The organism is Bacillus sp. RC51 (assembly GCF_044908115.1).
Taxonomy (GTDB): Bacteria; Bacillota; Bacilli; order Bacillales; family Bacillaceae_G; genus Bacillus_A; species Bacillus_A mycoides.
The window spans coordinates 42,769-63,958 of record NZ_JBIYCW010000021.1 but is presented as its reverse complement, the minus strand read 5'-3'; the positions used below and the strand labels follow the sequence as shown (position 1 = coordinate 63,958).

Genomic DNA, 21,190 nt, shown 5'->3' with positions numbered 1-21,190 from the left:
ATAGCATCCTCTCCTCCCTTCCCTATTCCACACAAGTAAACTGTGTCCAAGCCCCAACATAATCTAGTAAAAACAGTTCTTCTTCCGCAATTGTACCGACAATATTTTTCCGTTCATCTATTGGCATTTCTTTCAGAATGATTTGTAGTTCACCTTTATACTTTCCGAATAAGTTATTACCAATTACAACTTGCCCTCTTTCCTGTCGTACACTTTCGCGCACTGGGAAGTCATAGTCTTTGTACTTTTTACGTACTTCTGTAGAACGTACCATATACTCTGTTATGTCACCGCGTCTTACGTGTAATTCTTGCAGTGTTGCTCTCTTCTCTACTTCAGTCGCTTCGTCTACAAATTGTACCTTTAGCTGTAACATGTAACGATTTAAGTTTCCTAGTTTCTCTAACTCTTCTTCACTCGCATAAGCATTTCCGATAATAACATCATCAATAAGCCCTGTTGCCCATAAATGTTTCGCTTGTACTTCAATTGGTAAGTTACGATGTTGTTCTAACGTACATAATCCGTCATTAATATCCCATGGACCAAGTTCAGCTGCATGTGACGTAATAAATGCTGCCGTGCGAATACCATGCTTTTTAAAGCGTTCACTACAGCGAATGAAATAATCATACGGAAGACCAGTAAATTTTTGCGGATAAAAATTGTGACAACCAATTAAAGCTGATTTATTCGCTTGATGCGAAAGGATATTTTCTAAATAGGCAATATCATTACTTACATTCAGCTCAATTTTTAAGCCATATGGATTATTCGTCATTTTCGCTTCTGTTAACCCGTCAAACCCTACATCTAAACGAATTCCATCTGCACCTAACTCTGCAAAGAATGATAGATCACTATAACTAATACCAAGTTGATCGAATACAGCCGGAGCTACATCTAAAATAACTTCCATATTATACTCTTTTGCATGCTCAATAATTTCTTTAAATTCAGCTACAATTTCCTCTTTTGGACGATTAACAGACAGTAAACATGTGAATATTCTTGAAAAACCGTGGCGTGCCGCTGCCGAAATGTATGCCATATCTTGTTCTTTCGTTGAATGCTCTGGATAAAGTGAAATTCCTAATTTACGCTCCATGCTTTTGCATCTCCTTCACACGTTGTATTAATGCCATGCTCGTAAATCTATATTTTGCAGATAAACATGTTGCACATAAAATCGTTGGTACGATGATAAAGTACGGTGATTCTAAACTAAATGCCACATAAGCTCCCATTGAACATCCAATAAATAATATCGACACAAGTAGTAAAACTAATAGCGATTTACTTTGTACCCACTTTGAATAATGTGCAATACACTGCCCCGCCACGAATGTAATTAAGATGATAATTGCTCCGAGCATTCTGTTTTCTCCTCTCCTGCTAATTGTTGCTTCTCATACATTTTGAAGAATGGATAGTAAATAACGAATGAGATAATAAAGTTAACAAGTACAAGTACACCGGCCATAATTGTCCAGTCCGTACTAATAATCGCTGCAATTGGCGCTAACATCGTAAATGGCAGCTTCGCCATCATGAGCGGAATCATACCTGAAACAACTGCGAAATATGATACCGTCGTTGTAACTAACGGTGTAATAACGAACGGAATAATTAAGATTGGATTCATTACAATTGGTGCCCCGAAAATAATTGGCTCGTTAATATTGAATAATCCTGGTACGAATGATAATCTACCTAACTCTTTTAAGAACTTAGATTTAGAGAACATAAACATAATAACTAAAGCTAACGTTGAGCCTGATCCACCGATCCATACGAACCATTGAATAAATTGCTCTGTAAATAAGTTTGGTAACTGATGTGCATTTCCTGTAGCCGTAAATACTTCCATATTTTCAAGAATTGCTGAATCCCACATCGGACGAATGATTGGTCCTAAAATCGCTGGGCCATGTATACCGAACGACCAGAAGAATACAATTAGGAATACTGTTAATAAACCACCGAATAAATTATTTCCTACTAATACTGATTTTAATGGTGCGATTAAATATGTGATTGTTGTGTTTACATCAAATTTCAAACCGTAACGAATACCCCAGAATAAAAGAATAACTACTAAAGTTGGAATTAATGCTGCAAACGAGTTTGCAACTGCTGGTGGTACACTATCTGGTAATTTAATCGAAATATTATGCTTAATCATAAAGTGATAAATTTCTACTGCAATTAATGCTGTAACAATTGCTCCGAATAAAGAAGTTGCACTTAATGTTCCTACTGAAATATATCTACCTGCATCAATAACACCTGGTACAGCTTTTGTTATTTGAATTGGTTCAACTGATGCTAGTAAAAAGGCGAGTACAGATAATAATCCTGCACTTAATTGATTGAGCTGATAAAAGTTCGCGAGTGAAGCCCCTACCCCAAACGCTGCGTATAATGCCATTAATCCTACTGTAAATCGGAATGGAATATCTAAAATATGGCGAAACGGTGCAATCCACTCCATATATGCATCAATTGGTAAGTTTAAAAAGATAACGAAAAATGACCCGACAATCGTTAACGGTAATGTAGAAATAACTCCATTTCGAATTGCTAATAAATGTCGTTGCCCCGCAATCTTTTGCGTTGTCGGCATAATCTTCTGTTCCATAAAACTCATAAAACCATTCATCGATAACCCTCCCTATGTTCAATGTGGCGAAATTCAAAAGTTATAACATTATAATGTTTATATTTAAAAAAATATAATTACGCTAAAACTAATTGTTCAGCTTGCTTAAGTACTTTCAAACCATCACACATGCCATAATCTCGTTGTTCTATAATTGCAACTGGTATATCGTATGATTTCGCAAGAAACTCTACTGCTGGAAACAAATACTTCACCTGTGGTCCAATTAAAACAACATCAGCATTTTTTATTTCCAGTTTCACAAGTTCTGAATCAACTGCTTTAATTTTATAATCCTTCCCTTGTTTCTTTGCCTCTTCTTGCATTTTTCTTACAACCATACTCGTTGACATACCTGCCGCGCAACATAATAAAATGTACATCTTATACTGTCACTTTCTCTTCCACTCGTTTATGAAGAGTAATAAATTCTTCAGCAAGTTCTTTCACTGTAATGGCATTCATTAAATGATCTTGTGCATGCACTAATAATAAACTTATTTCTGCATGATTTCCTCTTGCTTCTTCTTGAATTAAATCCGTTTGAATACGATGAGCGGATGATATTTCCTCACTAGCAAGTGTCATCTTTTCACTCGCATTCTCAAAATCTCCTTGTCTTGCAAAAGCAATTGCTTCAAGCGCCGCGCTTCTCGCGTTGCCACCATGTAAAATTAACGCAAATGGAGTTTGCATATCAGTCATTTAAAATTCCCCCAAGTTATGTTTTTTCTATATTTTTATCTTATTATGAAAACGCATACAATTAAACATAAAAAACTTCCGTTGTGTAACGGAAGTTTTAATATACTTTTTCATAATGATAGTAAGATTTCTTGAAAATCATCAACAGCTTGAGCCTGATGCAATTTTTCTATTATAGTTTGATTAGACATAATATCATATAAAAAATCATAAAGTTTTTGTAAATCTTCATTATTATTGCGCTTCACACTAAATAAAATAATAACTTGTACTTTTTTATCTCCCCAGTCAATCGCCTTATCGAGTGTACAAAACATCAAAAATGTTTTCTCACTTAATAACTGCATCGGATGCGGAATTGCCACTAAATTTCCAACCGCTGTAGGAGATGTGTTCTCTCTCTCCATAACAGAAGCATAAAAGTTTGCGGGTACATAGTTTTTCTCAGCAGCTTTCTCACATAAAAACTGGATAACCTCTTCTTTTGTAGAAGCACTACGATTTAAGAAGATCAAATCTTCCTTAATATATTGCTGCACACTACTATTTACATGCGTAAATAACTGCTGACCAATCGATTTAATCTCTTTATCATCAAATATTGAGTTTACCTTTATAACTGGCACAGGCAAACCACTCGGTATATGAATCGTACTAATAATACAATCTATTTTATCTTTATAAAGATCTTCCACTTTCAATTGATAGTACCCTGTAATACCTACAATCTCTAGTTTATCTCGGAACTGTGATAGAATTTTATATTTCAATAGCTGTGCACTCCCTTGGCCAGTCGCACAAACTAATAAACATCTTTTCTTTTGATTCTTTTCTTGCAAACGACTCATCGCTCCGCCGAAGTGAATGGCAATATAACCAATCTCACTCTCTGGAATGGATTCACCCGTATATTCACCAATTATATCTCCAACGAGAACTGCAATTTCAAAAGCATATGGATAATTTTTTTTCACTTCTGCCAAAAGAGGATTTCTCGTATTTAACTTATATCTCAAACGATTTAATAACGTTTTTAAATGAACACCAAAACCAAATAATAATTCTTCATCGTAATAAAAAGTAAGATTCCGTTCTTCCGCTACTTTGAAAAGAATATGCTGCATGAATGCATATACGTCTTTCCCTAATAGCTCTTCCACATTTTCATAGCGATCTCTCGCTGTAACAGCAGTACTTAATAAATGCATCGTCACATATAAAATTTCTTCTTCTGGAAATTGAAGTTTTAGCTCTTCCCCTAAATTCCCTAAAATCTGTTTCGCAATTTTATATTCTTTCTTTATTATAAGTTCAGATTCCTCTACATGCAGTGCTTGAATGTAATGATCATCCCCGCATCTCTTTAAAGCAATCGCAATATGAATTGATAAATTATCAATTTCTATATCTGATAAATATATCGTTCCTCCCTCGATATACTTTAGTATAACTGAGCGGATGAGAGAAATATGGGGTAACGATAAATATGTGTCCGTCTGCTCATAGTTCTCATGAAACGGAGTATGGTCATAACGCGGCAAACCATATTGTGATAAACAAGAACGAATATTAAATTCTTCTCCTACAATACGTATACCATAATATGGTCTTTTTTCAATTTGTAACTCATAGCGACTACAAATATCCGTAACATCTTTCATAATTAAGTTTACAGTAGATTTACTCACATAAATCTCTTCCGCTAGCTGTGAAAGCTTCACATACCCATCTGTCGTTAAAATACGGTGTAAAATATACGCTACTCTTTCTTCATAAGAAGTTGGAATCTTTTCTGTCTGTTTTTGAAATACATTTACGCAAAAATCTTCAAATTTCTTAGTTTGCATAATTTCTAGTTCGTACCCATTCCCTCTTTGTGATTCAATTTTCGCCCCGTGTTCTTCCAATATATCATTTAATAATTTTATATCCTTTTGAATCGTCTTCGTTGATACGTGTAAACGGCTCGCTAAAAAAGCTCGATTTAGCATCGATTTCTCTTCTAAAAACTCCTCTAAAATGGAAATTAATCGCTGATGCACTTTTGTCATAGCTCTTCCTCTCGCTCTTTATATAAAAGGGAAAAAGCCACTGAAATCAGTAGTTTTTTCCCTTTTATCCCGCGTTCATTATTTCTTTAGCGTAAATCCAAACTTATCCCAAGCTTGTAAATAATCTAATAAGAAGATTTCTTCCTCTATAATTCGGCCAACTACATTTGTTTTTCCTGTATTCACCATATCTTTTAAAGCAATTTGCAATTCACCTTTATATTGGCCATATTGCTCATTATCAATTAAAAGATCGCCACGCTTAATTTCACGCGTATTATGCGGTTTAAACTCTTCCTTTTTATATTTCACACGACTTTGTGTAGAACGAATCATATATTCAGATACATCCCCGCGATAAAAATGAGGTTCTTCTAATACGATAATTCTTTCTAAATCTGTTGTTGTATCGTATAGTTCTATATCAAATGTTTGTTTCTCTTTATTTAACGCACCTAGTGCTTGTAATTCTTCTTCTGAAGCATAAGCATTCGCAATAATAACATCATCAATTAATTCTGTTGCAAACAAATGCTTCGCCTGTGTTGTCATCGGTAATTCGCGATGCTGCTCTAACGTACATAACCCTTCTGTTACTGGCCAAGGTCCGTATGTTGCATCAAATGATGAAATAAAAGCAGCCGTTCTCATACCGTAATCTTTAAATTGTTTCGAGCATTTAATGAAATGATCGTATGATAATCCTGAATAACGATGTGGATAAAAATTATGGCAACCAATTAAATTTTCACGATTTGGTCTATGGCTCATAATGTTATCTACATATTTCGTACCGTTACTCATATTAATTTCAATTTTTAAGCCGTATGGATTGTAAGTCATAATCGATTCTTCTAAACCAGAGAATCCAACATCTAAACGGATACCGTACGCTCCTAACTCATGGAAGAACGATAAATCATTATATGAAATACCTAATTGTGTAAAGACAGACGGACTAATATCAACTAATACTTGGAACCCTAATGCATTTGCATGAGAGATCGTTTCTTTAAACTCTTCTATAATTGTCTCTTTCTCGCCATCTACAGATAATAAACATGTGAATACACGTGTAAATCCGTATTTACTCGCTAATGTTACATACTCTTTATCTTTCTCTACTGTCGAATGCTCTGGATAAATAGAAATACCTAATCGTCTCATATGTACACGCCTCTTTCTTCATCATATTGTAAACCTTTTCAAATATATGTAGCGAAAAAGTATGTATCCCCTTTTCTTCCACTACAATTTGAATCCGCTTTCTTTAAAGAAAAAACAATTTCTATCATTCATAACAACTACAAGTCTATACATCTATACTTTACATCTTTTTTTCATAGTTGTGTAGCATTTACACAAATTTGTCAGTTTTCCAGCTTAAAATTGTTATCCGCTTTCAAGACACCTTCCTTGACTGTTACATTGACCAATACATATACTCGAAAGAACAGAGATAAAGTGAAACTTTAATCAATGTGGGGTTTTGTTCATCCCCCACTGATTATTAGCCTTCACCAATCGGGCGTTTAAGGGCAGCAGGGCTCCCGCCTAACTTCTTTGCTCCAGCCGGATTTTGAGGTGGGAGTTTTACTGCCCACAAATAGCAGGAAAAAATTTATATAGGGGATGAATATATGGGAGAGGCAGTACTCGTAAAACGAGAACCGTTATGGACAAAAGAGTTTATTGCGCTAATTCTAGCAAACTTATGTATGTTTTTAGGATTTCAAATGTTAATTCCAACTTTACCTGTTTATGTGAAAGAAATTGGGGGCACAAGTTCAAATATCGGATTCGTTGTCGGCATGTTTACCGTTGCAGCACTTTTTATTAGGCCGCTAACTGGAAATGCCTTGCAGAAATTCAACAAAAAAATCATTTTAATGATTGGTACCGCTATTTGTTTACTCGCTATGGGCAGTTATCTTTTCGCTTCAACCATTTTTCTATTGCTTGCCGTTCGAATTTTACACGGAGCTGGTTTTGGTATTACAACGACTACATACGGAACTGTCGTTTCAGATTTAATTCCGCAAGCTCGCCGCGGTGAAGGCATGGGGTATTTCGGTCTTTCTGGAACTATCGCCATGGCGCTCGGTCCGCTTATCGGACTTTGGCTTATGCAAGCATATAACTTCACGATTCTTTTTTTATGTGCACTTTCATGCACAATAGTTTCATTAATATTAACGAAACTACTTCAAATCAAAAAATCGCCGCAACCACCACAGCAAACATCTGGTACCTTTCTCGATGGATTTATTGAGCGTAAAGCTTTACTTCCTTCATTATTAATATTATGTATTACATTAATGTACGGGGGAATTGGGAGCTTTATCACATTATTTGCTACAGAAGTCGGGATTGCTGATATTAGTCTCTTCTTTTTATTTAACGCACTTGCAATCGCTGTAACTCGTCCGTTTTCTGGAAGATTATATGATACGAAAGGCCATACATTCGTCATCATTCCAGGAGTTATTATTACGTTTACAGGTATTATCTTGCTGTCGTATACAACTACAATTCCGAGCTTAATTATTGCCGCAGCGTGCTACGGAAGTGGTTTCGGAGCAATTCAACCAGCACTACAAGCATGGATGATTGACCGAGTAGCACCGCACCGGAGAGGAGTAGCAACAGCAACATTCTTCTCAGCATTTGATCTTGGAATTGGTGCTGGAGCGATTATTTTTGGATTCATTGCACACTTTACCAACTATGCAACAGTATATCGATATTCCTCTCTATTACTTATCGCTTTTCTTTTCATTTACATCACAAGCTTACGGAAGCAAAAACAGGGGGATAAAACAAAAGAAAAAGCCGTTGGGTAATGCTAATTGGTTCTTTTTCGAAGTACTTGGACCAAAAAATCATGTATACACATTTGTAAAAGCAGTGGATTCCTAAAAAAATCACATTGCTTTTTTCATTTTCACTTAATACATTCATTTCAAACCTCCTCATTTCCCCTACATATTTTTCTAACTTTAATCAAAAAATATACAAAGAACCATTATTATAAATAAGGTGAAACTTTACTTAGCGCATCCAATTTGGATAGTTTACCTCTCCTATTTTTACTATCCGCAAATAGTGTGACAAATGTGACTTCTTTACAAACCGATTAGTTATATCGTCTAAAAAACCAATTAAATCCAGGTGTTTCTTTAAAGATTTGTAAACTTTTTATCCCTTTGTAAATTTAGTGTAAATTTTACTGATAAACCGTTTACAGTGCCTCAAGGTTTAGTTAATAATTACATCGTACATGAAATTTAAGGAGTGGAATGCGTGGAATACAATATTCAAGATATGATCTTCCAGTTCATTGGTGGATTAGGTATTTTCTTATTCGGGATTAAATACATGGGCGATGGACTGCAACAAGCAGCTGGAGATCGTCTTCGCGATATTCTAGATCGTTTTACAACAAACCCTCTTATGGGCGTACTAGCAGGTATGTTAGTTACAGTATTAATTCAATCAAGCTCAGGAACAACCGCTTTAACAGTCGGACTTGTAAGTGCTGGATTTATGACATTAAGACAAGCAATTGGTGTTATTATGGGTGCGAACATCGGTACGACAGTTACTGCATTTATTATCGGGATTAAAATCGGAGAATACGCTCTCCCAATTATGGCAGTTGGAGCGATTTTACTATTCTTCTTTAAAAATAAAAAAGTACATTCTGTAGGTCAAGTTGTATTCGGTTTTGGTATGTTATTCTTCGGTTTAGAATTAATGAGCGCAGGTATGAAACCTCTTCGTTCTTTAGAGTCATTCCAAGAGTTAATGGTTAGCATGAGTGATAATCCAATTTTAGGAATTATTGTCGGTACAGTGTTCACTTTAATTGTACAAAGCTCAAGCGCAACAATCGGTATTTTACAAGAACTATTCGGCCAGGGTGCTATTGATTTACAAGCTGCTCTTCCTGTATTATTCGGTGATAACATCGGTACAACAATTACAGCCGTATTAGCAGCAATCGGTACTTCAATTGCAGCAAGACGTGCAGCATTAGTTCACGTTATCTTTAATATTATCGGTACCATTATCTTTACGATTATATTAATACCATTTACAAGTTTAATTCAATATTTCCAAACGTCATTAAATTTAAATCCAGAAATGACAATTGCATTTGCACATGGAACATTTAACGTAACGAATACAATCATTCAGTTCCCATTCATTGCATTATTAGCCTGGATTGTAACAAAAATTATTCGTGGTGAAGATGCATCTATTAACTTCAAACCGCAACATTTAAATCCAATCTTTATTGAGCAATCTCCAGCTATCGCTTTAACAGAAGCTCAAAAAGAAATCGTTCGTATGGCTGAGTTTTCATTACATGGATTAAAAGAAGCAAACCAATTTTTAAATACACAAGATAAAAAACATGCTGACATGGCTACTCAATTAGAAGGAGCTATTAATAATTTAGATAAAAAAATTATTGAGTATTTAGTTTTACTATCAGAAAAACCACTTTCACCAACAGACTCTGAGAAACATTCAGTTTTAGCAGGTGTTGTTGGAGATATTGAACGTGTCGGTGATCATGTAGAAAACCTTGTAGAACTTGTAGATTTCCAAATTTCAAACCGCGTTTCACTATCAGATGAAGCACTAGCTGAATTAAATGAAATGCTTGAATTAACAATTTCAACATTACAAGATGCAATCAATGCTTTAACAAACTTTGACACTGAACTAGCTCAAACTGTTATTGCAAAAGAACGTAAAATTGACCAAATGGAACGTGTTTTACGTAAACGCCATGTGTTACGTCTGAACGAACGTAGCTGTTCAGGTGATGCAAGCATCATCTACGTTGATATGGTAAGTAACTTAGAGCGTATCGGTGATCACGCTGTAAATATCGCTGATGGTGTTTTAGGTGAACAAGGAAAAGTAAATTTAAAACAATCATTATAATAGGAAAGAGACGCTAATTTAAGCGTCTCTTTTTTCATTTCATCTTTACAACCGTTCTTCCTTTTAACTTTCCTTGCAGTATAAGTGCAAACTTCTCATCTAATTCTTTTAATGTACATTCTTCTGTATAAGATAATAGCTCTGAATTTTTCCACTCACCTGCTAGCAATGCCCACACGTCTCTTCTCACATCTACTGGACATTGAACTGAATCTATTCCTAAAAGGCTAATCCGATACGATAAACTTAACTAAATCTATACAATTCAATCAAATTTACACAAGTTAGTGCTTCAAAGTGTTCTCGCAACCCCGAAGGGACGAGGGGTATAACACTCCACACGAGGCAGTATCGTTACCTCCTATTATCAAGCATTTATTTTACCCATCTTGATAAATTTATCGCAGCATTTAAACCCCTCTCGTGATGGCTATTGCACCCAACACAACACCACTCACGTATTTTTAAACTCCACTGTCCTTCTGGTTGAACTGAATGGTCGTATTTTACTCCGCAACATGAGCAAATCTTGCTTGAGGCGAACCATTTATCAGCTTTTACATACTCGATGCCATATTTCTCACACTTGTATGATAAACATTGAAAGAAGAAGTTTAATTTTGAAATGAAAATGCTTTCGATAGTTTTTTGTTTTTTAACAGGTTTGAGATATTTAAGTCTTCCACAACAATCCTCATTGGTTTGGTTTTCACCAATTTAGCTGTTGCTTGATGGATATGGTTATTTCGGATATTCGTAATTTTCCTAGATAACCGCAGGTGTTCGATTTTTGCTTTTTCATATCCTGCGGATTGAATTTTTACACCTTTTGTAAATCTCCTAGACATATCTCTGTGCGCTGACTTTTTCCTTTTCAAAAGTTTTTTAACCTTGGCATCTTTGTTTATATTTCGTTCTTTCGTACCATTAGAAGCTACAAACAGATCTTTTAAACCAACATCCACACCAATCGACTCATCGGTTAATTCTTGTGGTTCGAATTCTCCTTTGAACCCTACACTAATCCACCAGTGACGACCATCAAATGTAACTCTTGGATTGGATGGCTTTTTGTTTCTTGGTAGTTGTTGGCTTGTTTTCACTTCTCCAATGGACTGAATATGAACTACTTTCTTTCCTATAACCAGTCTTTCATAATTGGCATAAAATCCTTGGATTAAATCTTTTTTGGATTTATAAGAAGTGTGATAACCATTTTGGTACTTTTCGAACGAATTTTTTCGCGCCTTGTCAAAATCTTTTGAAGCCTGTTTGGGAACTTGTGCGTTGATATTTTTTAACCACTCATATTGCTTTCGCTTCTTGATCTTTGTAAATCGTTTCTGTAAAGCTAACTGTGAAACAGATTTTCCAAATAGCTTATAGTACCTATCACTCATTCTTTTACAATAGTTATAAGCGAATCTTGCAGCACCAGCATGGTTTCTAAGCACTTTTTCTTGTTCAGGCGTTGGAATTAGTCTGACTTTCTTCGCCAATATCATCAGAATTTAACTCCTTTAATGAAAGATTTGTTCTTCTGAATAGTAGCGTGTTCCACCAGCATTCTCCTTAGACTACTCGGATGCAAACCTGTTAATTCTGATACTTGACTAACTCGTGAAAATTTCATTATGATTCTCACCTCATTGAACAAAACATAGCACGTACGTTCGATATTTTCAATGAAGTTTGATAGATTTAATAAAATTTATCTTGTTCAACTAAGGGCGCAATTCCTTAGCCAGTTCTCTTATGAACTTCTCATGTTTTCACATGAGCGCAGACTATATGTTTATCTACTTAGAGATAGAGGATTTTTCCACCACCATAGGCTTGTGATGTACTCTCGTCAGTTATACGAGATAGTCGTTGAACGTTCATCTTATCCATTTTGACTTAGATGATTCGAGGCGGAAGACCCATTGTTCCAGTGTTTAGGATTTAACCTTGCACGATCTGATTGATTTTTTCTGCTTTCGCGACATTCGCGCTCGCTATTTCTAGCCACGCTGTAGTTCAATCAGCTTTAGGGATTGCCCGCAGTTACCCCTCACTACTAGCCAATCACTTGACTAGCAGGGCTTACTGATATATTTAATTAACTTTAGTTATAATTGGTTAAATAAATCGTAACAGTTAGTTACCCTCGTAATATGAATGGGTATACAGTTGTATTTAATTCATGCCCTGCTACATTACCACACGTTGTTACACAGCCTCCATACTTAACTACCTTTAAAGAACTTTCTAACATGTTCCCGCCTACAGTATCGACAACCCCAGCGTATATTCCTTTAAGCATCGGTCTTCCTGATTCATCACTCAACTCCGCGCGATGAATCATCTTTTTTGCACCTAAACGTAGCAGCATCTGTTCCTCTTCCATTTTCCCAGTCGATCCTACTACGTTATATCCTAGCTTCGCTAAAATGCTCACTGCTACACTGCCTACTCCGCCCGTAGCACCCGTTACTAAAACATCTCCCATACTAGGCGTAATTCCCGCTCTAATGAGCTTATATACCGATAAGGCAGCTGTAAAACCGGCTGTCCCGTACATCATACTTTCCTTCAAAGACATTTCTTTTGGTAAAGGCACAACCCAAGATGATGGCACGCGAATATATTCTCCGAAACCACCAGAAGTATTCATACCTAAATCATATCCAGTTACAATAACTTGATCGCCTTCCTGAAAGGCGTTATTTTCACTACTAACTACCTCTCCCGCTGCATCGATACCTGGTGTATGAGGGTATGTTCTCGTTACACCTTTATTACCAGTAGCTGAAAGGGCATCTTTATAATTTAATGAAGAATAATGAACACGTATTACTACGTCTCCTTCAGGTAAACTATTTACTTCTCTCTCAACAAAGGTTCTTTCAAATTGATTATTTTCCTTTTCTTTCACGACCATTGCTCGGAATGATGTATGATTCATTACGCTCTCTCCTTCATCCGTAAAATCTTTCTTTATTATATAAGAAGTACATATACAGCTAATCACATCTTCTTGGCTATATTTCAACAAATCTTACTTCTCTATCACTTTCTCACATTACATATTTTCATTTCTACTAAAACACATTATACTTGTTCTACATCTTTAAAATAAAATATAGAAAATCTAACTTTTTATAAATAAATTGAATTTTTACGAAATGTAAATGATTTGTAATGTTTTTTTTCGCTAAATTTCATTATAATAAGTGGATATGAGTGTCGTATTTCAATCCAAATGAAGGAGTACAAGAAATGGAGCAAAACCCATCTTTACAAGAAAATACACGAAGTAAACCGAAAAATAGTAAGAAAAAAGCAAAAATTATTATAAGCGTTATTCTATTAGTTTTAATAATAGGTGGCGGTTATACATGGTTTTTAGTAAATAAAGCATCTTCTGCTGTTCGAAACGCCGCTCACGATTTAGCACGCGGTGATAAGTCTGATTTACGCGCTAAAGCTGTAAAACCTATTACAAATAACGTCTCTGTCTTAATAATGGGCGTTGATGAAAGCGATGTCCGCGGAAAAGAATATGGTGAAGCTATAAGAACGGATGCACTATTACTTGCAACGTTTAATAAAGATAGCAAAACTGTAAAGCTATTAAGTATTCCACGTGACACATATACTTATATTCCAGTAGAAAAGAAAAAAGATAAAATTACACACGCTCATGCATTCGGTGCTACCAAAAACGGAAAAGATGGTGGACCACAAGCTAGTATTGATGCAGTTGAAAAATTAATGAATGTTCCCGTCGATTACTTTGTAAAATTCAACTTTAAATCATTCATGAAAATCGTTGATGATTTAGGCGGCATTGAAGTTGACGTACCAGTTGAGTTTACTGAACAAGATAGTAATGATAACGCCGATGCAATTCACCTGAAAAAAGGTGTTCAAAAGTTAAATAGTGAAGAAGCTCTTGCTCTTGCCAGAACAAGGCACATTGATAGTGATGCAATGCGTGGACAACGTCAGCAACTTGTTATTGAAGCAATTTTAAAGAAACTAACAAGCGCTGGATCTGTAACAAAAGTTGGAAACATCATTGATGATATTAACGGACAATTCGTTACAAACTTAACATTCGATGACATGCTTTCATTCTATAAATATGGATCGGATTCGGAAATTGAGAAATTACAACTTCAAGGTGAAGATTGTTACATGGCAAAAGGTGATGATACATGTAGTAAGTCAGCTGGTGGTGGCCGAACTTACTACTACAATCCAGATAAAAAAGAATTAGCTAATGTTACAAACGAACTTCGTAGTCACCTTGGACTACCTGCCTATACAAAATCTGATTCTGATTCGAAAAAAACAAGCTCAGAGAAAACAAAAGCATCTACGTCTGAAAATACGAGTGAACGCGAATCGAGTAACGATGAAACTCAAAATAAGAATAACAGTGAAGATACAGAAACATCGTCTAATAACAATGAATAAAGTGAAGCAGTGCTCTATGGAGGTAGAGCACTGCTTCTTTTTAATGCTTTCAAAATAAAAAATCAGAACTTTCCAACTATCTTTTTTAATATTTTTAAATTATAATAAATAGTAGTAATCTATTCCAATTATCAGGGGGCCCACGCATATGAAAGCTGCAGTAAAACATAACATTTCAGATTTTAAAGAGTACTTAAAATCAAACGATATATACATGGAAGAAAATATAGATGAAAATGATGGTTCGGTACATTTTTCAGTAGGATTAGAAACAGAAGCTGGCGCAAAAATTCAACTTATCGCTGCTTTCCAAAGCGAACATCCTGCTGTGGATATATACTGCTTCAATGTTGCTCTTGTACCTGATTCAACATCAACAAATGATATTTTACATGTCATCAATGAATTAAACACATCTTATCGATTTGCAAAATTCACGCTAAACAAACAAAATGCAATTGATATTTCAACATCTCTTGCATTCTCAGAACCAAACTTTAATCCCGCACTTGTCTTTGAACATACGAGAATGCTATATAAACTGGCAAACGATGAATATAAGAACTTAATGAAAGTTATTTGGGCATAAAATAAAAGGATGGGCTGCAAGCAGCACCATCCTTTTACTTCAATATCATATCGATCCACATCTTTATCGCAGTTCCTACAATTAAAATAGATAATACATACTGCAAAACTTTTTGATTCACTCTCTTCCCTACTCTCACTCCAAGAGGAGCGGCAAATAAACTTGCTATCGCAACGATAAGAGCCGGAATAACAACTATTTGTCCAGTAATCACTTTCCCAGTAGTAATTCCTATCGAGGAAATAAAAGTAATAGCGATAGATGTTGCTATTGTTGTACGTATCGGTAGTTTTAGAACAACTAGCATAATCGGTACTAAAAGAAATGCACCACCAGCCCCAATAATGCCGGAAACACTTCCTACAATAAACGCTAGTAAACCAGCGAGCCACTTATTGTACGTAATTCCCTCTGATCCCTTACGATTGCTTCGCTTCGGTATAAACATCATAATAGCCGCGATAGTAGCTAATATTGTATAAACAACATTTACAGCATGCTCATTTAATAGATTCGCACTAAAGCTACCTACAAAGCTTCCTATTAATATACTAGCTCCCATATACACAACTAAAGTTTTATCCATATCGTTACTTTTCCTATACGCCCACGCGCCTGCAAAAGTTGCAAAGAATACTTGAATCGCTGTAATACCACTCACTTCATGTGATGTATATCCAGCAAATCCTAGCAATACCGGAATGTATAAGATCATCGGATAATTAATAATTGCACCGCCAATTCCAACCATTCCTGATATAAACGATCCTATAAACCCAATTATAAAAAGTAATACGACTAAGCTCATCTTACATCCCCTCCCTTCTAAAAAGAAGGTGAATTAAATGAATAAGTTTACATTCCCATCCGAAGCATCTGCTAAATAAGCTCCTACTCCTGCAAACTCTACCCCATCCATAATCTCTTCCTCTTTTAACCCTAATAAATCTACTGTCATTTGACAAGCTACAAGTTTAATTCCCTGTTCTTTCGCCAAATCGATTAAATCTGGTAAAGGCATCGCATTATGTTTTTTCATAATACCTTTAATCATTTTTGGCCCCATACCAGCAAAATTCATTTTTGATAATCCCATCTTATCAGCGCCGCGCGGCATCATTTTTCCAAACACTTTCTCTATAAATGTTTTCTTTACTTTCACATGCTCATCTTTCCTAAGAGCATTTAAACCCCAGAAAGTATGAAAAATAGTCACTTCATGATCGTACGCCGCTGAACCATTTGCAATAATATAAGCAGCCATTGCTTTATCATAATCTCCACTAAATAAAACAATCGTCGTTTTCTTCTGTTGTTCCATGTTGTTCTCCTCCTAATTACCTATAGGGGTATTTTAAAATTTGTAAAAAGGCTCAAATTATCTAGCTACACCTAATGCTACTTTTCCCCTTACAAAACGTTCATACCGCCTGAAACATTTATAATGCGCTGAAATCCTAATTTCTTTAATACTTTTGCTGCTTGCTTACTCCTCATCCCACTCTGACAAATAACGATTATTTCCTTATTTTTATCTAATTGATTTGCTCTACTAGCTAACTCATTTAGCGGGATATTCTGAAATCCCTTCATATGATTTCCTCTATATTCACCTACTGTACGAACATCGATAAACTGCTTTCCCTGTTTTCCCATTATACTCTTTAATTCTTTTCCATTTATATTTTGAACACCTTTCACCGGTAAAAAACGCGAAATAACAAACCATGCAGCAAGTACAATGAAAAGCGTACTTAATATTGTATTCATATAACCAACCTCTCCGCCTTTACAAAACTAGTTCTTCACTACGCCTTCTTAATCCAAAACTTCAGTACATCGTCCTCTATATTATGCTTTACTATTTCATGACCGCCTGTTTTTGACCATGCTGGAATATCTTTTACTGATCCTTTATCCGTTACATGTACTTCTAACACTTCTCCAGTTTGTAAAGTATCCATCGCTCTCTTCGTTCTTACGATCGGCATTGGACATGCTAAACCTTTCGCATCTAATACTTGTTTTACATTCATCATCTATTCCTCCAGTTTGTTATTTTATAATGAATCATGAACTGCACAGCGATTTGGACCAATCTCCATTTCACGCTCTTCTTCCAAACTCGGATAAATCTTACCCATATTCGTTTGACGAATTTCTTCATAAGCATTCGGCTGAGGCGGTAAGTTCTCTGTCACAGTTTTACGAAACTCTACCTCATCGGCAATATTTAACCCTACATTCTCCTTAAATAAATCTTGTAAATGCGCACTCACAATGCCTCTGTCGTCCATTTCACTTATTTTTGAATAATGAGCTGGTAAAACAATTAAACCTTGAGATAATTCCTTATAACGTTTATATAAAGTATTTCGTAAATCCCCTACCCAGTCTTCCGCCTTCCCAGCAAGATCTGGACGCCCGATTGAATCTACAAATAAAATATCGCCTGATAATAAATAGGAATCATCTACAATAAATGATGTACTTCCAATCGTATGCCCCGGTGAGTATAATGCGTCAATTTCAATTTTGGTACCCCCCACCGTAATAACAGATCCTTCAACAAGCGGTTTATATGAGAAAACGACTTCCTCCGCATCTTTTGGAGGTAACCAATACGTACCCCCTACTTTTCCAGCTAACCTACGTCCTCCAGAAATATGGTCTGCATGTAAATGTGTATCCATGACATTCGTAATAGTAACACCATGCTCTTCCGCAAAATCTTCATATGCTTCAACCGTTCTGACTGCATCAATAACTGCTGCTTCACCGTTTGAGACGATCATATAAGATAAACAGCCTTTTCCAAGACGGTTAAATTGATATATACTTCCTCCGCCCTGTACATCTCCTACTTTTAACGGCTTTACATATTCACTCCAAGCTTTCATCCCACCAGCTAAATAATAAACATCATTGAATCCGGCATGTAACAATTGCTCTGCGACAAACTGCGAAGAACCTTCTTTCGCACATACGACTAAAATTTCTTTCTCCCTCGGCAATTCATCTACAATATGATCTACACCATCTAATAAGTCAAAATACGGTTTATTTATAGAAGAAACTTGTTTCCCTTCAATTTTCCAATCTTCATAGTCCGTTTCATTACGAACATCTAAAATAAACAATTCTCCGAATAAAACTTTCTCTGCGACATCTTTTGCTTGTAACAGTTTAACACCCATTCAATTACCCCCTGAGGTATATTTATATTTAAAAAATTTTATTTTTCTATATTTCCTTGCCACTCTAACATACCTGGAATGACATTTTTCACGTTTGAAAAACCTCTCTCTTTCAACACTTGGCAAGCTACATCACTACGGTTACCAGTTCGGCAAACAACATAAATTGGTTTCGCACTGTCTAACATAGCACTATCTACTTCACCTAATGGAACCGAAATGGCAGATGGAATATGACCAAAGGCAAATTCCGCCGCTTCACGAACATCTACTACAATACACTCTTCACCACTTAATAATAGATCTTGCAATTCCCCATTCGTAATTGTATGAGGATACTTCACAACTTCATTTACTTCATGTTCATGGGATTTTCGTACATAATGCTTTAATATATCTCCCTCTTGTTTCGTTCCGATATATTGATGCCCTACTTTACTTGACCAACTTTGAATATCTAGCATAGAACCTTTATCTGTCGCCTCTATTTCAATAACTTGCCCTGATGCCAACCCTTCCATCGCCTTTTTTGTCTTCACAATTGGCATCGGGCAAGCCAAGCCTTTACAGTCTAAATTCATATCAACTTTTATACTCATAATCATTTCCTCCCTAATTAGCATACATATACCTGTAGGGGTATAATAAAATGTTTTTGAAAATCTGTCAACACATACGTTTGACAGATTATCTGCTTTTTACAAGCAATTGAACAGCTTCTTTAATTAACTCTTCATTTGAGCCATTGCCTGTCTCAAACTGCTCACGTAAACATTGCTCTAAATTTGTTCCAACAACGAGTCCAATTGTACGATCAAGTGCAGAACGGGATGCAGTTAACTGTGTAATAACATCTCGGCAATCTTTTCCCTCTTCCATCATGCGAAGCACACCACGAACTTGACCTTCAATACGTTTCAATCTATTTTTCATATCTTGATTATATTCCACTGTAGATCACCTCCGTAATTATAACTATATTATACATTACTTTGTAACTTTGTATAATATCATATACCCTTTAGGGTATATTGTAAAGTAGTTTCATTTTGAAAACTTCTATAGTAAAAATGCAAAAGCCACTGATTTCATTGGCTTTTGCATTTCGTAACTACAGTGTATTGTAGTCCAACTAATTCATTTTATTTACGAATGAATTAATCCATCGTTCCATTGTCATACTTCCTATAACCTCTTTGTAAAACTATAATCCATTTCTCCACCTAACGCTTCAGGTGTATCACCAGTTTCTCTAAAATCATGTGTATAAATTTGTTCAAATGAACCGAAATCTACTTGCTTATAAAATTCGAAACAAGGGAATCCATCATGTTCTCCTTGAATATCGATACTACCATCCTTGTTCACACATACAGTTAATAAATAGTCCACAGGAGGGGCATACACATTTAACGGATTACTAGCGCTTGCACTCATTTTGAATTGCACACCATCAGAATTCCATGAAATATCCGTACACACAATATTTTCAGTACTCGCTTTTCCTGTTCTTTTATTCACAGAACCATCTGGATTTGTGACCTTCTCTGTCGTAATACCCGTGTTTGCATATGAAAACACTTCTTCTTTATAAAAGTCCACTACTACCTCTTGCTCAACTCTAGAGCGCATAGTATTTACCGCATGTGGTGTAAATTCACGTGAATCACCTTCAAACTGGATTACTTTCCCTGTTTGTGCATCCTTCCGCGGTTCTGTCCAAGACATTGGAATAAATACACTGGCTCTTATTTTAACGATATTCGTCATAAGAAACACCCCTATAATTCTAATTTTATATACTGCATGCTATTGAATAAAATAGACCACAATTTCAATCCTAGAACCAATAGCTTTCTCTTTTACGTTTGCTACTTCCTTCTAAAAAATAGCGCTATATTTATATCTAGATTTTCGTTTTAAAGCTATATTCCATTTCTCCAGCTAGTGCTGCTGGGGTATCATCCGTTTTTCTGAAATCATGTGTATATATTAATTCAAATGAACCAAAGTCGATTTGTTTATAAAATTCATAGCAAGGAAAACCATCATGTAAACCTTCAACATGCACAGTACCACTTTCATTAACTCGTATAGTCAAAAAATAATCAGCTGCAGGTGCTGCCGCGTTTAACGGATTACTTGCACTTGCTCTCATTTCAAATGAAACTTCATCTTCACTCCATACAATATTTGTACATGCAATGTTTTCTGTACTTGTTTCTCCTTTTTGATACTCAATTGAGCCATCTGGATTTGTAATTTTCACAGTAACGATACAAGCATCTGCATATGTGAAAATTTCTCTTTTATAAAAATCAACAACCACTTCTTGTTCTAATCTTGAACGCTTTGTGTTCACAGCGTATGGTGTAAATTCACGTGCATCTCCGGCATATTCAAACACTCTTCCCGCCGCAGGATCCTGAATAGGTTTCAGCAAAGCATACGGTGCAAATACACTCCCTCTAATTTTAACGATATTAACCATGTGAAACCTCCATAATTCATTGATTTTATTTAGATAAATCATTATTTGTTCTATTACTATTATATAGTCAAT

21 protein-coding genes and 3 pseudogenes are annotated in these 21,190 nt (G+C 35.6%); 4 read left to right on the top strand and 20 right to left on the bottom strand.

The window, feature by feature from the left end:
* Positions 1 to 22 precede the first annotated feature (22 nt).
* The 7 genes from ABH959_RS27350 to ABH959_RS27320 all read right to left on the bottom strand — a co-directional run bounded on the left by ABH959_RS27350 (position 23) and on the right by ABH959_RS27320 (position 6,585).
* The gene (locus tag ABH959_RS27350; RefSeq protein ID WP_404493410.1) at positions 23 to 1,108 is read right to left on the bottom strand and encodes a DUF871 domain-containing protein; all 1,086 of its coding nucleotides are present in this window, start codon (positions 1,106 to 1,108) and stop codon (positions 23 to 25) included.
* A complete protein-coding gene (locus ABH959_RS27345) occupies positions 1,098 to 1,376 on the bottom strand; it encodes a hypothetical protein (RefSeq protein ID WP_002087437.1) in 279 nt (92 codons plus the stop codon). Before ABH959_RS27345 ends, ABH959_RS27350 begins: the two co-directional genes overlap by 11 nt.
* Positions 1,352 to 2,662, bottom strand: coding sequence for a PTS sugar transporter subunit IIC (locus tag ABH959_RS27340; RefSeq protein WP_404493409.1), 1,311 nt, complete (start codon positions 2,660 to 2,662; stop codon positions 1,352 to 1,354). Before ABH959_RS27340 ends, ABH959_RS27345 begins: the two co-directional genes overlap by 25 nt.
* A 77-nt stretch (positions 2,663 to 2,739) precedes the next feature.
* A complete protein-coding gene (locus ABH959_RS27335) occupies positions 2,740 to 3,045 on the bottom strand; it encodes a PTS sugar transporter subunit IIB (protein WP_002087440.1) in 306 nt (101 codons plus the stop codon).
* A gap of 1 nt (position 3,046) precedes the next feature.
* On the bottom strand, positions 3,047 to 3,367 hold the full coding sequence (locus tag ABH959_RS27330) for a PTS lactose/cellobiose transporter subunit IIA (protein ID WP_002087442.1): 321 nt from the start codon (positions 3,365 to 3,367) through the stop codon (positions 3,047 to 3,049).
* A gap of 110 nt (positions 3,368 to 3,477) precedes the next feature.
* Positions 3,478 to 5,418 (bottom strand): BglG family transcription antiterminator, encoded by a 1,941-nt coding sequence (locus ABH959_RS27325; RefSeq protein ID WP_404493408.1) that lies wholly within the window; start codon positions 5,416 to 5,418, stop codon positions 3,478 to 3,480.
* 78 nt (positions 5,419 to 5,496) lie between these two features.
* A complete protein-coding gene (locus ABH959_RS27320; protein ID WP_113936741.1) occupies positions 5,497 to 6,585 on the bottom strand; it encodes a DUF871 domain-containing protein in 1,089 nt (362 codons plus the stop codon).
* 473 nt (positions 6,586 to 7,058) lie between these two features.
* Here ABH959_RS27320 and ABH959_RS27315 point away from each other — a divergent pair, with 473 nt between their 5' ends.
* On the top strand, positions 7,059 to 8,261 hold the full coding sequence (locus ABH959_RS27315; RefSeq protein ID WP_063219340.1) for an MFS transporter: 1,203 nt from the start codon (positions 7,059 to 7,061) through the stop codon (positions 8,259 to 8,261).
* 460 nt (positions 8,262 to 8,721) lie between these two features.
* The gene (locus ABH959_RS27310; RefSeq protein WP_113936742.1) at positions 8,722 to 10,377 is read left to right on the top strand and encodes a Na/Pi cotransporter family protein; all 1,656 of its coding nucleotides are present in this window, start codon (positions 8,722 to 8,724) and stop codon (positions 10,375 to 10,377) included.
* Positions 10,378 to 10,411: 34 nt separating this feature from the next.
* Here the strand turns inward: ABH959_RS27310 and ABH959_RS27305 are convergent.
* The 4 genes and pseudogenes from ABH959_RS27305 to ABH959_RS27290 form a co-directional block, all read right to left on the bottom strand.
* Positions 10,412 to 10,609, bottom strand: a pseudogene (locus ABH959_RS27305) (oxidoreductase); the annotation flags it as partial.
* A gap of 143 nt (positions 10,610 to 10,752) precedes the next feature.
* Positions 10,753 to 11,882, bottom strand: a pseudogene (locus tag ABH959_RS27300) (RNA-guided endonuclease InsQ/TnpB family protein).
* Entirely contained in the window at positions 11,882 to 12,010 is a 129-nt protein-coding gene (locus ABH959_RS27295) for a hypothetical protein (RefSeq protein ID WP_000672784.1), read from the bottom strand. The pseudogene ABH959_RS27300 and the gene ABH959_RS27295 overlap by 1 nt, the downstream one beginning before the upstream one ends.
* A 513-nt stretch (positions 12,011 to 12,523) precedes the next feature.
* Positions 12,524 to 13,324 (bottom strand): annotated as a pseudogene (locus ABH959_RS27290) (YhdH/YhfP family quinone oxidoreductase); the annotation flags it as partial.
* A gap of 314 nt (positions 13,325 to 13,638) precedes the next feature.
* Between ABH959_RS27290 and ABH959_RS27285 the strand changes: the two are divergent.
* Together ABH959_RS27285 and ABH959_RS27280 are read left to right on the top strand one after the other, a co-directional pair.
* Complete coding sequence (locus tag ABH959_RS27285; RefSeq protein WP_404493407.1) at positions 13,639 to 14,841, top strand: LCP family protein; 1,203 nt, start codon at positions 13,639 to 13,641, stop codon at positions 14,839 to 14,841.
* Between the two features lie 148 nt (positions 14,842 to 14,989).
* Positions 14,990 to 15,430, top strand: coding sequence for a hypothetical protein (locus ABH959_RS27280; RefSeq protein ID WP_002029912.1), 441 nt, complete (start codon positions 14,990 to 14,992; stop codon positions 15,428 to 15,430).
* Between the two features lie 34 nt (positions 15,431 to 15,464).
* Here ABH959_RS27280 and ABH959_RS27275 read toward each other — a convergent pair whose 3' ends face one another.
* From ABH959_RS27275 to ABH959_RS27235, 9 genes are all read right to left on the bottom strand, one after another.
* Positions 15,465 to 16,238, bottom strand: coding sequence for a sulfite exporter TauE/SafE family protein (locus tag ABH959_RS27275; protein WP_404493406.1), 774 nt, complete (start codon positions 16,236 to 16,238; stop codon positions 15,465 to 15,467).
* A gap of 33 nt (positions 16,239 to 16,271) precedes the next feature.
* The gene (locus tag ABH959_RS27270; RefSeq protein WP_002087459.1) at positions 16,272 to 16,751 is read right to left on the bottom strand and encodes a DsrE/DsrF/DrsH-like family protein; all 480 of its coding nucleotides are present in this window, start codon (positions 16,749 to 16,751) and stop codon (positions 16,272 to 16,274) included.
* 89 nt (positions 16,752 to 16,840) lie between these two features.
* Entirely contained in the window at positions 16,841 to 17,200 is a 360-nt protein-coding gene (locus ABH959_RS27265; protein WP_404493405.1) for a rhodanese-like domain-containing protein, read from the bottom strand.
* Between the two features lie 38 nt (positions 17,201 to 17,238).
* Positions 17,239 to 17,469 (bottom strand): sulfurtransferase TusA family protein, encoded by a 231-nt coding sequence (locus ABH959_RS27260; protein ID WP_002029907.1) that lies wholly within the window; start codon positions 17,467 to 17,469, stop codon positions 17,239 to 17,241.
* A 21-nt stretch (positions 17,470 to 17,490) separates the two neighbouring features.
* Entirely contained in the window at positions 17,491 to 18,627 is a 1,137-nt protein-coding gene (locus ABH959_RS27255; RefSeq protein WP_404493404.1) for an MBL fold metallo-hydrolase, read from the bottom strand.
* A gap of 38 nt (positions 18,628 to 18,665) precedes the next feature.
* A complete protein-coding gene (locus tag ABH959_RS27250; protein WP_404493403.1) occupies positions 18,666 to 19,226 on the bottom strand; it encodes a sulfurtransferase TusA family protein in 561 nt (186 codons plus the stop codon).
* Between the two features lie 88 nt (positions 19,227 to 19,314).
* Entirely contained in the window at positions 19,315 to 19,578 is a 264-nt protein-coding gene (locus tag ABH959_RS27245) for a metal-sensitive transcriptional regulator (RefSeq protein WP_000456201.1), read from the bottom strand.
* Between the two features lie 234 nt (positions 19,579 to 19,812).
* Positions 19,813 to 20,397, bottom strand: a complete 585-nt coding sequence (locus tag ABH959_RS27240; protein WP_002140456.1) for a DUF3238 domain-containing protein — start codon at positions 20,395 to 20,397, stop codon at positions 19,813 to 19,815.
* Between the two features lie 136 nt (positions 20,398 to 20,533).
* Positions 20,534 to 21,118 carry a DUF3238 domain-containing protein gene (locus ABH959_RS27235; RefSeq protein ID WP_404493402.1) on the bottom strand — a complete coding sequence of 195 codons (585 nt, stop codon included), beginning with the start codon at positions 21,116 to 21,118 and terminating at the stop codon, positions 20,534 to 20,536.
* Between the last annotated feature and the right edge of the window lie 72 nt (positions 21,119 to 21,190).